General features: G+C 60.0%; 12 protein-coding genes and 1 pseudogene. 3 read left to right on the top strand and 10 right to left on the bottom strand.

The features are described 5' to 3' along the window. Positions 1-11 precede the first annotated feature (11 nt). The 7 genes from panB to thpR all read right to left on the bottom strand — a co-directional run bounded on the left by panB (position 12) and on the right by thpR (position 5,780). A complete protein-coding gene (gene panB, locus AC1M2H_RS22645; protein WP_480149137.1) occupies positions 12-803 on the bottom strand; it encodes a 3-methyl-2-oxobutanoate hydroxymethyltransferase in 792 nt (263 codons plus the stop codon). A 117-nt stretch (positions 804-920) separates the two neighbouring features. Beyond that, entirely contained in the window at positions 921-1,400 is a 480-nt protein-coding gene (gene folK / locus AC1M2H_RS22640) for a 2-amino-4-hydroxy-6-hydroxymethyldihydropteridine diphosphokinase (RefSeq protein ID WP_480149136.1), read from the bottom strand. Further along, positions 1,397-2,791 carry a polynucleotide adenylyltransferase PcnB gene (gene pcnB, locus AC1M2H_RS22635; protein ID WP_480152019.1) on the bottom strand — a complete coding sequence of 465 codons (1,395 nt, stop codon included), beginning with the start codon at positions 2,789-2,791 and terminating at the stop codon, positions 1,397-1,399. Before pcnB ends, folK begins: the two co-directional genes overlap by 4 nt. Positions 2,792-2,967: 176 nt before the next feature. Continuing rightward, a complete protein-coding gene (gluQRS, locus tag AC1M2H_RS22630; protein WP_480149135.1) occupies positions 2,968-3,849 on the bottom strand; it encodes a tRNA glutamyl-Q(34) synthetase GluQRS in 882 nt (293 codons plus the stop codon). 58 nt (positions 3,850-3,907) lie between these two features. Beyond that, positions 3,908-4,363, bottom strand: a complete 456-nt coding sequence (gene dksA / locus AC1M2H_RS22625) for an RNA polymerase-binding protein DksA (RefSeq protein WP_004858018.1) — start codon at positions 4,361-4,363, stop codon at positions 3,908-3,910. Positions 4,364-4,515: 152 nt separating this feature from the next. Then, positions 4,516-5,244, bottom strand: coding sequence for a DNA/RNA nuclease SfsA (gene sfsA / locus AC1M2H_RS22620; protein ID WP_480149134.1), 729 nt, complete (start codon positions 5,242-5,244; stop codon positions 4,516-4,518). Then, a complete protein-coding gene (thpR, locus tag AC1M2H_RS22615; RefSeq protein ID WP_480149133.1) occupies positions 5,244-5,780 on the bottom strand; it encodes an RNA 2',3'-cyclic phosphodiesterase in 537 nt (178 codons plus the stop codon). The genes sfsA and thpR overlap by 1 nt, the downstream gene beginning before the upstream one ends. 127 nt (positions 5,781-5,907) lie before the next feature. On the opposite strand from thpR, the gene hrpB reads away from it, so the two are divergent. Then, on the top strand, positions 5,908-8,352 hold the full coding sequence (gene hrpB, locus AC1M2H_RS22610; protein ID WP_480149132.1) for an ATP-dependent helicase HrpB: 2,445 nt from the start codon (positions 5,908-5,910) through the stop codon (positions 8,350-8,352). A gap of 7 nt (positions 8,353-8,359) precedes the next feature. On the opposite strand, the pseudogene AC1M2H_RS22605 reads toward hrpB, so the two are convergent. Next, positions 8,360-8,665: pseudogene (locus AC1M2H_RS22605) on the bottom strand (prepilin peptidase); the annotation flags it as partial. A gap of 92 nt (positions 8,666-8,757) precedes the next feature. Here AC1M2H_RS22605 and gspB point away from each other — a divergent pair. Continuing rightward, entirely contained in the window at positions 8,758-9,321 is a 564-nt protein-coding gene (gspB, locus tag AC1M2H_RS22600) for a type II secretion system assembly factor GspB (protein ID WP_480149131.1), read from the top strand. 41 nt (positions 9,322-9,362) lie between these two features. Here gspB and gspS read toward each other — a convergent pair whose 3' ends face one another. Beyond that, positions 9,363-9,629, bottom strand: a complete 267-nt coding sequence (gspS, locus tag AC1M2H_RS22595) for a type II secretion system pilot lipoprotein GspS (RefSeq protein ID WP_480149130.1) — start codon at positions 9,627-9,629, stop codon at positions 9,363-9,365. Next, positions 9,630-10,324, bottom strand: a protein-coding gene (locus AC1M2H_RS22590) for an IS1 family transposase (protein ID WP_480147781.1) whose coding sequence is annotated in 2 segments (ribosomal slippage) — positions 9,630-10,078 and positions 10,078-10,324 — 696 coding nt in all. Because the reading frame shifts where the segments join, the coding sequence is not laid out codon by codon here. 606 nt (positions 10,325-10,930) lie between these two features. Here AC1M2H_RS22590 and mrcB point away from each other — a divergent pair. After that, positions 10,931-13,477, top strand: coding sequence for a bifunctional glycosyl transferase/transpeptidase (gene mrcB, locus AC1M2H_RS22585; RefSeq protein WP_480149129.1), 2,547 nt, complete (start codon positions 10,931-10,933; stop codon positions 13,475-13,477). Positions 13,478-13,542: the final 65 nt, after the last annotated feature.

Raw genomic sequence — 13,542 nt, 5'->3', positions numbered from 1 at the left:
AACAAGACTCCTTAATGGAAACTGTGTTCTTCGCCCGGATAGACGCCGGACTCCACTTCGGCAATATACTGCCGTACCGCCGCGCGCATGTCGCCAGCTGCGGCGAGGAAATTTTTAGCGAATTTAGGAATATGGCCGCCGGTGATGCCGAAGGCGTCGTGCATCACGAGGATTTGCCCGTCGGTAACGTTGCCGGCGCCGATGCCGATCACCGGGATAGTCAACGCGTCGGTCACGCGCTGGGCCAGTTCGACCGGCACGCACTCCAGCACCAGCAGCTGCGCGCCTGCGGCTTCCAGCGCCAGCGCGTCGTCAAGCAGCGTCTGCGCCGCATCGCCGCGTCCCTGGACCTTATAGCCGCCAAAAACGTTAACCGACTGCGGCGTCAGGCCAAGATGGCCGCAAACCGGTACCGCCCGTTCCGTCAGCATTTTGACGGTCTCAGCCAGCCACGCGCCGCCTTCGATCTTGACCATATTCGCCCCCGCGCGCATCACCACGGCGGCGTTAGCGAAGGTCTGTTCCGGCGTGGAGTAGGCCATAAACGGCAGGTCGGCGAGCAGCAGGCAGGCCGGAGCGCCGCGACGTACCGCCCGGGTGTGGTAGGCAATGTCTTCGACCGTCACCGGCAGCGTGGAGTCGTGGCCCTGTACCGTCATGCCCAGTGAGTCGCCAACCAGCATCACGTTGATGCCTTCATCGGCAAACAGCCTGGCGAAGCTATAGTCGTAGGCGGTGATGGTGGCGAAGCGCTTCTTCTCCTGTTTGCATTTCTGCAGCAGGGCGATAGTGGTCGGTTTCATAACGTTTCCTGATGATGAAAGTCATATTAACCGGCATTCTAACAGCAGCACTGGAGGGGGCAACGGTTTTAGGCAACCGATAACGACGATCGCCGTAATTGTGAAAGGGCGCGGGGCCTACCAGAGAGCGGGTTTATCGGCGGCGAGCCGGGTCAGTACGCTGCGTAACGCGACGCCGTCAGGAAAACGGAGCTCGGGGGCAATCTCAAACAGCGGCCACAGCATAAATCCGCGGTTTTCCATATCGTAGTGCGGTACCGTCAGGCGTTCGCTGACAATAACCTGCTCGCCAAACAGCATGATATCGAGATCGAGCGTGCGCGGACCCCAGCGTTCGGCCTTGCGTTCGCGACCCTGCTGCAGCTCGATGCGCTGGGTATGATTCAGCAGCTCTTCTGCGGCAAGCCCGGTCTCCAGCGCGACGGCGGCGTTGAGATAATCAGGCTGATCCTGCGGCCCCAGCGGCGGCGTGCGGTAGAAAGAGGAGACGGCGACGATCCGGCTTTGGGGGATCTCCGCCAGCGCGGCGACGGCAGCATTCACCTGCTCCAGCGGAGAGGCCAGATTGCTGCCGAGGGCGATAAAGGCGAGCGTCATGCGCCGCCCGGGCGCGGGGCGCGTTTGCGTGGACGACGATGGCGACGGCGCGGCGCCGGCTCTTCATCGAGCTCGTTCAGCATATCTTTTTGATCCGGCGGCGGAGCAACCTGGAACTCGCCCCACCATTTGCTCAGGCGCAGCAGCTCGCCGTTCTTTTCGGCGCCGGCGCGCAGCTCAAGCAGATCGTACGCGGCGCGGAATTTTGGATGCTCCATCAGCTTCCACGCGCGTTTGCCCTGGCGGCGGGACATCCGCAGCTGCAGCTGCCAGATATCGCGCACCAGGGTGGTGATGCGCTTCGGAATCGCCAGCGTACGGCAAGCTTCGTCCAGCACGTCGTTCATCGCCAGCAGGAAGGCGTCGTTGTACGCCAGACCGCTCTCCTGGGCAATTTTCTGCGCCATTTCCAGCAGCGGATACCAGAACATCACCGCGAACAGGAACGCCGGGTTAACGCGCATATCGTTATGGATGCGGTTATCGGTGTTCTTCAGCACCTGGGTGATGATGTGTTCCATCGGGCTATCGCCGCGCTCGGTAAAGTAGCGGGTGATGGTCGGGAACAGCGGCTGGAACAGGTTGTATTCGCGCAGCAGCGTATAGGTATCAAAACCGTAGCCCGCCTGCAGCAGCTTGAGCACTTCTTCAAACAGACGCGCCGGAGGGACGTCGTGCAGCAGCGCCGCCAGGCGCGGGATCGGCTCGGCGCTTTCTGCGCTGATGCTCATATTGAGCTTGGCGGCAAAGCGCACCGCGCGCAGCATGCGTACCGGATCTTCGCGGTAGCGGGTTTCCGGATCGCCAATCAGGCGGATAACGCCTTCCTGCAGATCCTTCATGCCGCCAACGTAATCGCGTACGGTAAAGTCGGCAACGCTGTAGTAAAGGCTGTTAATGGTGAAGTCGCGGCGCTGGGCATCTTCTTCGATGGAGCCGAAGATGTTATCGCGCAGCAGCATACCGTTCTGGCCGAGCTGCGAGGTGACGCGATCGGTGGTATGCCCTTCGTGGTGGCCGCGGAAGGTGGCGACTTCGATAATCTCCGGCCCGAACATGACGTGAGCCAGGCGGAAACGGCGGCCGACCAGGCGGCAGTTGCGGAACAGTTTACGTACCTGATCCGGGGTCGCGCTGGTGGTGACGTCGAAATCTTTCGGTTTCTTGCCGAGCAGGAGGTCGCGTACGCCACCGCCGACGAGATAGGCTTCGTAGCCCGCCTTGTTCAGTCGATAGAGCACCTTGAGGGCATTATCACTGATATCTTTGCGGGAAATTGCATGCTGTTCACGCGGGATAACCGTCATATGCGTTTGTTCGACGGCGGCTTCTGCCTCGCGCTCCTCACGGCTTAGCACCTTACGGCAAAAATTAGCGACTCGGGTAAAAATGTTGCACCTCGTAGTGTCAGACGGACTTCAGATCAAAATATTACTCTATGCATTTCGGGTTGCAGCAAGGTGGCAAACTTGTGAGTCCCAGAAGCATAGATAACTATGTGACTGGAGTGAACAAGTGCAGCCAACGCAGGAGCAACTTGAAAGGCGAAGAGAAAAATAGCGGCTAATCATAGCTCAGCAAGAGTGATTTGAGAATGCTGGATTTTTTCCGCTTTCCAGTTCGCCACCGCATTCTTGAGTAAATCATCGAGACTCAACGCCCGCCACTCCTGCTCAACATCCTGATTAAGAAACATTAGCGCCCGTATAATTTCGGGACGCGGATCGCCCTCCGACAGCGGCGGGGCGTGATTTTGTTTGGAGAGTTTATTCCCCTCGGCGTTCAGCGCCAGCGGCAGATGCAGGTAATCCGGCGCCTGCCAGCCGAAGTGCTGATAGAGAGAAATCTGCCTTACCGTCGGCTCAATAAGATCGGCGCCGCGGACTATCTCAGTCACGCCCTGGAAACGATCGTCCACCACTACCGCAAGATTATAGGCGAACAGGCCGTCGCGGCGGTGGATAATAAAATCTTCGCGCGCCAGCGGCTCGTCGGCAACGAGGGTGCCGCGCAGCTGGTCATAAAACTCAAGTACCGGTCGCGTCTGGCGTATGCGCAGAGCGGCGTTCTGAGCCGGCAGCCGCAGATCGCGGCAGTGGCCGTCATAGACGCCGCCGACGGCGTGAATACGCGCGCGGGTACAGGTGCAGTAATAGCACAGCCCCTGCTCATGCAGCCAGGCAAGGCGCTCGCGGTAGGCTTCATGACGCTGCGACTGCCACAGCACTTCGCCATCCCAGCGCAGGCCGTAGTGCTCAAGCTGGCGCAGAATGGTATCGGCGGCGCCGGGAACCTCCCGCGGCGGGTCGATATCCTCAATGCGTACGCGCCAGATGCCGTTTTTTGCCCGCGCCTGGAGATAGCTGCCAAGGGCGGCAATCAATGAGCCGAAGTGGAGTTCGCCGGAGGGGGAGGGGGCAAAGCGGCCGATATAGGGTGAGTCATTCATGGTCTACAGAGCATGTAGGCGGGAGAGACTCCCGCCGGAGATACGATAGCGAAGTGGATTAGCCAGCCATCTGTTTTTCGCGAATTTCCGCCAGAGTTTTGCAATCGATGCACAGATCTGCGGTCGGACGCGCTTCCAGACGGCGAATGCCGATCTCAACGCCACAGGATTCACAAAAGCCGAAATCTTCGTCTTCGACTTTCTTCAGCGTTTTTTCGATCTTTTTGATCAGTTTACGTTCGCGATCGCGGTTACGCAGCTCGAGGCTGAACTCCTCTTCCTGGGCGGCACGATCGACCGGGTCCGGGAAGTTAGCGGCTTCATCCTGCATGTGTGATACGGTGCGATCCACTTCATCCCTGAGTTGATTACGCCATGCTTCAAGAATACGCTTGAAGTGCGCTAGCTGGGCTTCGTTCATATACTCTTCGCCCGGTTTCTCTTGGTACGGCTCCACCCCAGCGATGGCGAGAATACTCAGGGACGATGTTTTACGGTTTTGCCCTTCTTGCATGTTGCTTCTCCTTAACACGCACTATCGATCCCCATGGTGGGGGAAAAATCAGGCCGCTATAAATAGCAGATGCTTTTCCGGATAGCAATTATCTAAACGTTACACTTGACAACCCTGTGAAGAAAAGCGTATTTGCGCTCGCGACCCGGACACTATTTAGCCGTTTTTTCACCGGGGGTTAATGTCACGGTAATCGGCTTATTCAGAGTCATCATCTCGGTAGAAAGTTCCGCTTTATAGGCGAGAATTTCAACCCCCTTGGTTTGCGCTTCAATCAATAGCTGTGCGTATCTGGCATCAATGTGGTGAGCGGGAGAAAAACGGTCGATAGCCGAATGCAGCACGGCGAACAAAATAACCGCCCGATCGCCCGCCGCCGCTACGCCCATCAGCTCCCGCAGGTGCTTCTGGCCGCGCTCGGTGACCGCATCGGGAAAATAACCGCTCTCTTTTTCCGCTAAGGTAACCGATTTCACTTCAATATAGCAGTTTTGTCGTTCTTCTGCCTGTAACATAATATCGATGCGGCTACTCTCATCACCATATTTCACCTCACTTTTCAGCGTGTTATATCCAGAAAGTTCGCGAATATTTCCCGCCAGTATCGCCTCTTTCGCCAGCGTATTGGCGCGTAAAGTATTTACGCAAATTGTTGCGCCCTGCTGGGTTTCGGTTAATTCCCAGGTATGGGCATATTTGCGCTTTGGGTTATCCGACGTCGAGTACCAGACGGTATCGCCGTGAGTAGCGCAGCCGGTCATCGCCCCGGTGTTCGGGCAGTGCAGGGTCAGCTCCTGCCCGTCGGGGGTTACCACGTCGGCCAGAAATCGTTTGTAACGTTTAATCAGGATGGCGGACTGGAGCGGTGGGTTGAACTGCATCAGCTTTCCTTGTTGAAGGGATAACGTTCCAGCGCGGTATAGCGGGTGCGTCCGCGGGCAAAACTGGATTCATAAAGTACAAATTCACGCACCGCAAACGTCCAGCTGAAGCCGGGCGGCGGAATGGGTACCGCGCTGCGGGCGTCGCGCAGCAGGGTGATATGCGGGTGGAACGGCTGCGGGCTCTGATAGCAGCCGCTGCGGGCCGCCTGGGCGCGCAGCATGCCGGCCAGCTGCAGCACGCCGCGCGGCGGCTGGCGCGTACCGAGCCACACCACCCGCGAACGCAGCCACTGTCCGGCATCGTCGAGGGTCAGCGTAAAGCCGGGCTGGCGAATGCGTCCCGCCAGCGCCGCCAGCGCGCGCTGCTTATCCGCGCTGACCTCGCCAAGAAACGCCAGCGTCAGGTGCAGATTGTCTTTTGCCACCGCTCTGCCGGCGTCATCCGGGAAGCTCAGGGCGCGCCAGTCGACGATCTGTCGCTGCACCTCTTCAGGCAGTTCAAGGGCGAAAAACAGCCTTTTCGGCTCGGACATGATAAATACCCGCTAATCATTTCAGTGCGATGAATGTCAACCTGCAGCGGATCTACAACGCGAAAGACGGCAAGTCTGGCGTGATGCTACAATGCCTGCCCCTGAATGTTAAGCCCTGGAGCCTTTCGTGTCCTCATTGCCGGTTGCCGCCGTCCTCCCCGAACTTCTCTCCGCTCTGCAGCAGGCGCCGCAGGTGCTGCTCAATGCGCCAACCGGCGCCGGTAAATCGACCTGGCTGCCGCTGCAAATCCTCGCGGCGGGCCAGAACGATGGGCGCATTATTCTGCTGGAACCGCGCCGGCTGGCGGCGCGCAACGTGGCGCAGCGGCTGGCCGAACTGCTGGGCGAGAAGCCGGGCGAGACCGTGGGCTACCGGATGCGCGCGGAGACCTGCGTCGGGCCGAATACCCGCATCGAAGTGGTCACCGAGGGGATCCTGACGCGCACGCTCCAGCACGATCCCGAGCTGACGGGCGTGGGGCTGGTGATCCTCGATGAGTTCCACGAACGCAGCCTGCAGGCGGATCTGGCCCTCGCCCTGCTGCTCGACGTGCAGCAGGGCCTGCGCGACGATCTCAGGCTACTGATTATGTCGGCGACGCTGGACAACGATCGCCTGCAGCGGCTGCTGTCGCAGGCGCCGGTAATTACCTCCGCAGGTCGGGCTTTCCCGGTGGAGAAGCGCTATCAGGCGCTCGCCGCGCACCAGCGCTTTGATGAGGCGGTGGCGATAGCCGCCGCCGAGCTGCTGCGCCAGGAGAGCGGGTCGATGCTGCTGTTTCTCCCCGGCGTCGGCGAAATTCAGCGGGTACAGGAACAACTGGCCGGGCGGGTGGCCGACGATGTAGCGATCTGCCCCTTGTACGGAGCGCTGCCGCTGAGCGAGCAGCGTAAGGCGATTCTGCCGGCGGCGAAGGGCACGCGCAAGGTGGTGCTGGCGACCAATATCGCCGAAACCAGCCTGACTATTGAGGGGATTCGTCTGGTGGTGGATAGCGCCCAGGAGCGGGTTGCCCGCTTTGACGCCCGCAGCGGCTTAACCCGCCTGCTAACTCAGCGCATCAGCCAGGCCTCCATGACCCAGCGCGCCGGCCGCGCCGGGCGTCTGGAGCCCGGTATTTGCCTGCATCTGATCGCGAAAGAACAGGCGGAGCGCGCGGCGGCGCAGAGCGACCCGGAGATCCTGCAAAGCGATCTGTCGTCGCTGCTGCTGGAGCTGCTGCAGTGGGGATGTCACGATCCCGCCGAACTCCGCTGGCTGGATCTGCCGCCGGAAGTCAACCTGGCGGCGGCCCGGCGCCTGCTGACGGCGCTCTCGGCGCTGGAGGGCGGCAGGCTGTCGGCGCTCGGGCGGAAAATGGTCGCGCTGGGCAACGATCCGCGCCTGGCGGCCATGCTGATCGCGGCGGACTCTCCCGATGCGGCGGCAACGGCGGCTAAGCTGGCGGCGATCCTCGAAGAGCCGCCGCGCGGCGGTAATAGCGATCTTGGCTCGGCGTTTGCCCGCCAGCAGCCTGGCTGGCAGCAGCGGGCGCAGCAGCTGCTGAAGCGCCTCGGCGGTCGCGGGGGACATCCGGACGCGCAGCGCGCGGCGGTGCTGCTGGCGCCGGCCTTTGCCGACCGGATTGCCCGCCGCCGCGGCCAGGAGGGGCGCTATCAGCTGGCCAATGGCATGGGGGCGATGCTTAACGCCGATGACGCGCTCGGACGCCACGAGTGGCTGATCGCGCCGCTGCTGCTGCAGGGGAGCGCGTCGCCGGATGCGCGCATTTTACTTGCGCAACCGCTGGATATTACCGCGCTGCTGGAGCAGCTGCCGGATCTGGCGCAGCGCTCCGATACCGTGGAGTGGGATGAAGCGCAGGGAACGCTGAAGGCCTGGCGCCGCACCTGTATCGGCCAGCTGGTGATCAAAACTCAGCCGCTGGCAAAACCGTCGGAAGAGGAGCTGCACCGGGCGATGCTCAACGGCATTCGCGATAAAGGCCTCGGCGTGCTGAACTGGACCGCGGAGGCGGAGCAGCTCCGTCTGCGCCTGCACTGCGCGGCGCAGTGGCTGCCGGAGGAGGCATGGCCGGCGGTGGATGAGGCTTCGCTGCTGGCTACCCTGGAGGCGTGGCTGCTGCCGCAAATGAGCGGCGTGCACTCGCTGCGCGCGCTCCGGGCATTGGATATTCGCCAGGCGCTGCAAAACTGGCTGCCGTGGCCGCTGCGCCAGAAGCTCGATAGCGAGCTGCCAACCCACTACGTGGTGCCGACGGGCAGCCGGATCGCCATTCGCTACCATGAGGAGAACCCGCCGGCGCTGGCGGTACGCATGCAGGAGATGTTTGGCGAAGCGACGACCCCGACGATTGCCCAGGGCCGCATGGCGCTGGTGCTGGAGCTGCTGTCGCCCGCCCAGCGCCCGCTGCAAATCACCCGCGATCTCAGTGCCTTCTGGCAGGGCGCCTATCGGGAAGTGCAAAAGGAGATGAAGGGGCGCTACCCCAAACACGTTTGGCCGGACGATCCGGCAAACGCCGCGGCGACCCGGCGCACCAAAAAGTATGCGTCGCCGGGGTCGAACTGAGCCCGGTCTATGCCGCCTGGGCCCACAGGAACAGGCCGCCGCCGGCCAGCGCCAGCCAGGGGCCGAAGGCCAGCGGCTGGTCCAGCGCCCGGCGGGTGAGCCGGCGCTGGACCAGGGTGCAGATCAGCCCGCTGGCGGAGGCCAGCAGCAGCGTATTGGGCAGCGCCTGCCAGCCGGACCACGCGCCGAGCGCCGCCAGCAGCTTAAAATCGCCGTATCCCAGCGCCTCCTTGCCGGTCAGCAGGCGAAATACCCAGTACACCGCCCAGAGCGATACGTAGCCCGCCATCGCGCCGATAACCGCCTCCGTCAGCGGCACAAACGCGGCGTTGAGATCGCCGCCGATGGTACGATTACGCTGCCGGCCTGGTCCGTTGCGGTTCTTCCGCGATCAGGAGAAAACGTGTGATGATTCGCCATGATGAAGTGTGCGCGATGCCTGCGGTAAGCATGCGGGATGCGCAATCGCCGGTAGCGGTCGGCGGAATGGTGCAGGTTCCCTGGCTGACCGTGCCGCTCTACGCCGGGTTATTTATCGCGCTGGGCTGGTTTGGCGGCGAGCAGTGGCGAAGCGCGCCGGTCGCGCAAACGTCGCTGGCGCCGGTGGCGCACGCGGCGCTGGTGCCGCTTAGCCATTCTATGCCGGCCCCCACTCCGGATCCGGCAAAGACTTCGACAAAGAAAAAGGCGCAGGCCAGCGTAAAGAACGCTGAGGATGAGAGTTTAGAGGAGGGGTATTTACCGGCATTACGCTACAGCGCGCATATTTACGCTTCGCACGAGGATAAGCGCACAATTGTTCTCAACGGCCAGTCCTGGCAGGAGGGGCAATCACCGCTGCCGAATCTGGTGATCGAGCAGATTCAGCAGGATTTAACCGTATTTAGCTTTAAGGGCAATACCTTTACTTTGGCGGCGCTGGATGACTGGCCGGGCGGTATTATTGCGGATAGTCCGCAGGGGCAATAAATTAGGCGCCTATAAAACACAAAATAACCGGCTGCGATATTTTATTCGCGACCTAAGCCAGCAATAAAGGGCGCCAGCTGGCGATTAAACTGACTGCATTTGGTGGTTTCCGGAGTGCTATCCTGCTGCAGCTGTTGATACATCTGCGCGCTGCGCTGAGCCAGGGTCGCGTAATCGATATTTCCCCATCCTCTTTTTTTCCCCACATTCCACGCGGCCTGTGTGAGGGCCTCGTCGGCGGGCAGATCGCTGCGGTTGCATTTATTCTTCAGATAGCGGGCGCCTGCGGCTACGGGTAATGCCTCCAATCAGTAGAACATGTACTTTTCGATGAAGGCACCGATGACCTTTTCGTGCAATTCGATGGAACGTGAAAAACATATTGTTTTGCGTGCCAGCCGCTTGATACGGGTTCGCAGCGTCAGATTGTTTCGCTCAATGCGCTGTGTGAAAATTTTACCAGTCAGATGTATCTCCTTCGGCACCTCTCTGGCATAACTGCCCCAGTTATCGCTGGTAATCATGCCGATGCTAAAGGGCGTCAACAGGGCCAACAGTTCCCGACATGTCTCATCGGTACGTGGGCCGAAAGTATAAGCCAGTACGCCACCCGTTTTGGTATTGTAAGCATACCAGAGCCAGTGCTGCCGGGCTTTACTGCCAACAAAGCCCCACTGCTCATCAAGCTCGCAGATGAGTGCCACATCGGCATGAGCGACAGGAGAAGCGGTTATCCGGGACGGCGAGAGCTTTTTAATGTCCGTATGACGGTATTGATACCGACCTTAAGAACTCTGGCGGTATCGCGGACGCCGGCACCGTTGTGTGCCAGTTCAACTATCTGTTCTTTTACACCGGGTTTTCTGGCTTCATAGGTATAAGCCAGCTGAAAAACGCGGCGACATGACCGGCAACGAAAGCGCTCGTGCCCGGAACAGCTGTGCCCATGGCGATAAACAGAATCGGAATGGCAACGAGGACAATGAACAGTAACGGTAGCCATAGAAAGCCCTAAATACCAGTAGCATATCATGGTTTTCTATCGATTGAAGGCATTACCATATTATTATATATAGTTAAGCGCCTCTCACTTTTATCCGCGGATGGTTTAAGATTTATCTTTACTTACGGGAAAAATATCTATTGTCACAGTCCGAATATAATATTTCGTGCGGCGGATAGTTTCCGCTTTTATCCGCCGCGTGGAGCCCGAAAACCTTGACGCGCGCGAAGCGGTGGGGAACATTATTTATGTTATTAAAAAACATAATATTTTCCCTTTTGTTACGTCCTGGGGGTGTAAAATGCTGGTTAAGCATATCCTGGTTTAGTGCTATCCTGTGTTCCCTGGACTATTAGTGCTATGTCCCCAAATTCTCTGCAGGTAAAGTATGTAAGACAATGATTTATTTTATGATTTTTTTAACTAAACTCATGAAAACCGATCATAGCTGCGCCCTGAGACGCTGACCGCGCGAAGTACAGTCAATAGATGGCCGCCTGCAGGAATAAGACCCCACGGGCGTGAATTTGAGAGATATCTTCTTCCTCTGGCAGGGGGAAGCATTGAGAATCAGGCTTTTACGCCTGAAAGTTGCGGAGAAAAAGCATGGCGGGAGATGACCGCGAGCCTATCGGACGTAAGGGTAAACCCTCGCGTCCGGCAAAACAAAAAGTGACTCGTCGTCGGGTTCGGGACGAGGACTACGACGATGATTACGACGACGATTATGAGGACGAAGAGCCGATGCCGAAGAAAGCGAAAGGCAAAGGTAGCAAGCCTCGGCGTAAACGTACCTGGCTGTGGCTGCTGGTCAAGCTGGGTATTGTTGTTGCGGTGCTGGTTGCCGCCTACGGTGTCTACCTCGATCAGAAGATCCGCAGCCGCATTGACGGCAAGGTTTGGGAGCTTCCGGCGGCGGTATATGGCCGGATGGTCAATCTCGAACCCGATATGCAGATCAGCAAAAACGAGATGGTGCGCCTGCTGAACGCCACGCAGTATCGTCAGGTGAGCGCGATGACGCGCCCGGGCGAATACACCGTGCAGGCCAACAGCATCGAGATGATTCGCCGTCCGTTTGATTTCCCGGACAGTAAAGAAGGGCAGGTGCGCGCGCGCCTGACCTTTGACGGCGATCGCCTGGAAACGATCGAGAACATGGAGAATAACCGCCAGTTTGGCTTCTTCCGCCTCGATCCGCGGCTGATCACCATGCTGCAGTCGGCCAACGGCGAGCAGCGCCTGTTCGTTAAGCGCAGCGGCTTCCCGGACCTGCTGGTTGATACCCTGCTGGCCACCGAAGACCGCCACTTCTACGAGCATGACGGCATCAGCCTCTACTCGATTGGCCGTGCGGTGCTGGCCAACCTGACGGCGGGGCGCACGGTGCAGGGCGCCAGTACCCTGACCCAGCAGCTGGTGAAAAACCTGTTCCTCTCCAGCGAGCGCTCCTACTGGCGTAAAGCCAACGAAGCCTATATGGCGCTGATCGTTGACGCTCGCTACAGCAAGGATCGCATCCTCGAGCTGTATATGAACGAGGTGTACCTCGGCCAGAGCGGCGATAACGAAATTCGCGGCTTCCCGCTGGCCAGCCTTTACTACTTTGGCCGCCCGGTGGAGGAGCTGAGCCTCGATCAGCAGGCTCTGCTGGTGGGGATGGTAAAAGGCGCCTCGGTTTACAACCCGTGGCGCAATCCGAAGCTGTCGCTGGAGCGGCGTAACCTGGTTCTGCGTCTGCTGCAGCAGCAGAACGTCATCGACCAGGAGCTGTACGACATGCTGAGCGCTCGTCCTCTGGGCGTGCAGCCGCGCGGCGGCGTCATTTCTCCGCAGCCGGCATTTATGCAGATGGTGCGTCAGGAGCTGCAGGCGAAGCTGGGCGATAAGGTAAAAGATCTCTCCGGCGTGAAGATCTTTACAACCTTCGACTCCGTGGCCCAGGACGCGGCGGAAAAGGCGGCCATCGAAGGGATCCCGGCGCTGAAGAAGCAGCGTAAGCTGGCGGATCTGGAAACCGCGATGGTGGTGGTTGACCGCTATACCGGCGAGGTGCGGGCGATGGTCGGCGGCGCGGAGCCGCAGTTTGCCGGCTACAACCGCGCGATGCAGGCCCGTCGTTCGATTGGCTCTCTGGCCAAGCCGGCGACCTATCTGACCGCGTTAAGCCAGCCGAACAAGTACCGCCTGAATACTTCGATTGCCGATGCGCCGGTGACGCTTCGTCTCTCCAACGGCCAGACCTGGTCCCCGCAGAACGACGATCGTCGCTTTAGCGGCCAGGTGATGCTGGTTGACGCGCTGACGCGTTCGATGAACGTGCCGACCGTCAACCTCGGGATGGCGCTGGGCCTGCCGGCGGTCATTGATACCTGGGTTAAACTGGGCGCGCCGAAGGGTCAGCTCAGCCCGGTACCGGCGATGATCCTCGGGGCGCTGAACCTGACGCCGATTGAAGTGGCGCAGGCGTTCCAGACCATCGCCAGCGGCGGTAACCGCGCGACGCTGTCGGCGCTGCGTTCGGTGATCGCCGAAGATGGCACCGTTCTGTACCAGAGCTATCCGCAGGCGGAGCGGGCGGTTCCTGCGCAGGCTGCCTACATGACGCTGTGGACTATGCAGCAGGTTGTGCAGCGCGGTACCGGCCGTCAGCTTGGGGCAAAATATCCGGGCCTGCATCTGGCGGGTAAAACCGGGACCACCAACAATAACGTCGATACGTGGTTCGCCGGTATCGATGGAAGCCAGGTGACGATTACCTGGGTTGGTCGCGATAACAACCAGCCGACCAAGTTGTACGGTGCCAGCGGCGCGATGTCGATTTATCAGCGCTATCTGGCCAACCAGACGCCAACGCCGCTGGCGCTGACGGCGCCGGAAGACGTGGTGGATATGGGCGTCGACGGCAGCGGTAACTTCGTCTGCAGCGGCGGGGTGCGTACGCTGCCGGTATGGACCACCGCGCCGGATGCGCTCTGTCGCCAGGGCGAGCAGATGCAACAGCAGCAGCTTGAGCAGCAGCAGCAGAACAATCCGTTTAATCAGTCCGGCCAGCAGCCTCAGCAGCAGCAGCCGGCGACCCAGCAGCCGCCGAAGCAGGAAAAAAGCGACGGCGTAGCGGGCTGGATTAAGGATATGTTCGGCGGTAATTAACGATTTGCGAACTTCTTCAGGCCGCCGCGCTGGGGCCTGAAAGGCGATGCGAACAGGTTGTTACA

Source organism: Klebsiella sp. F11, from assembly GCF_056712265.1.
The sequence above is the reverse complement of the archived record's forward strand: the minus strand, read 5'-3'. Positions and strand labels throughout refer to the sequence as shown.

What these genes read in the sequence shown, in the direction of transcription:
- dksA (WP_004858018.1), bottom strand. Translation starts at nt 4,363, where the DNA reads ATGCAAGAAGGGCAAAACCGTAAAACATCGTCCCTGAGTATTCTCGCC.
- gluQRS (WP_480149135.1), bottom strand. Translation starts at nt 3,849, where the DNA reads ATGAATGACTCACCCTATATCGGCCGCTTTGCCCCCTCCCCCTCCGGC.
- folK (WP_480149136.1), bottom strand. Translation starts at nt 1,400, where the DNA reads ATGACGCTCGCCTTTATCGCCCTCGGCAGCAATCTGGCCTCTCCGCTG.
- thpR (WP_480149133.1), bottom strand. Translation starts at nt 5,780, where the DNA reads ATGTCCGAGCCGAAAAGGCTGTTTTTCGCCCTTGAACTGCCTGAAGAG.
- sfsA (WP_480149134.1), bottom strand. Translation starts at nt 5,244, where the DNA reads ATGCAGTTCAACCCACCGCTCCAGTCCGCCATCCTGATTAAACGTTAC.
- mrcB (WP_480149129.1), top strand. Translation starts at nt 10,931, where the DNA reads ATGGCGGGAGATGACCGCGAGCCTATCGGACGTAAGGGTAAACCCTCG.
- panB (WP_480149137.1), bottom strand. Translation starts at nt 803, where the DNA reads ATGAAACCGACCACTATCGCCCTGCTGCAGAAATGCAAACAGGAGAAG.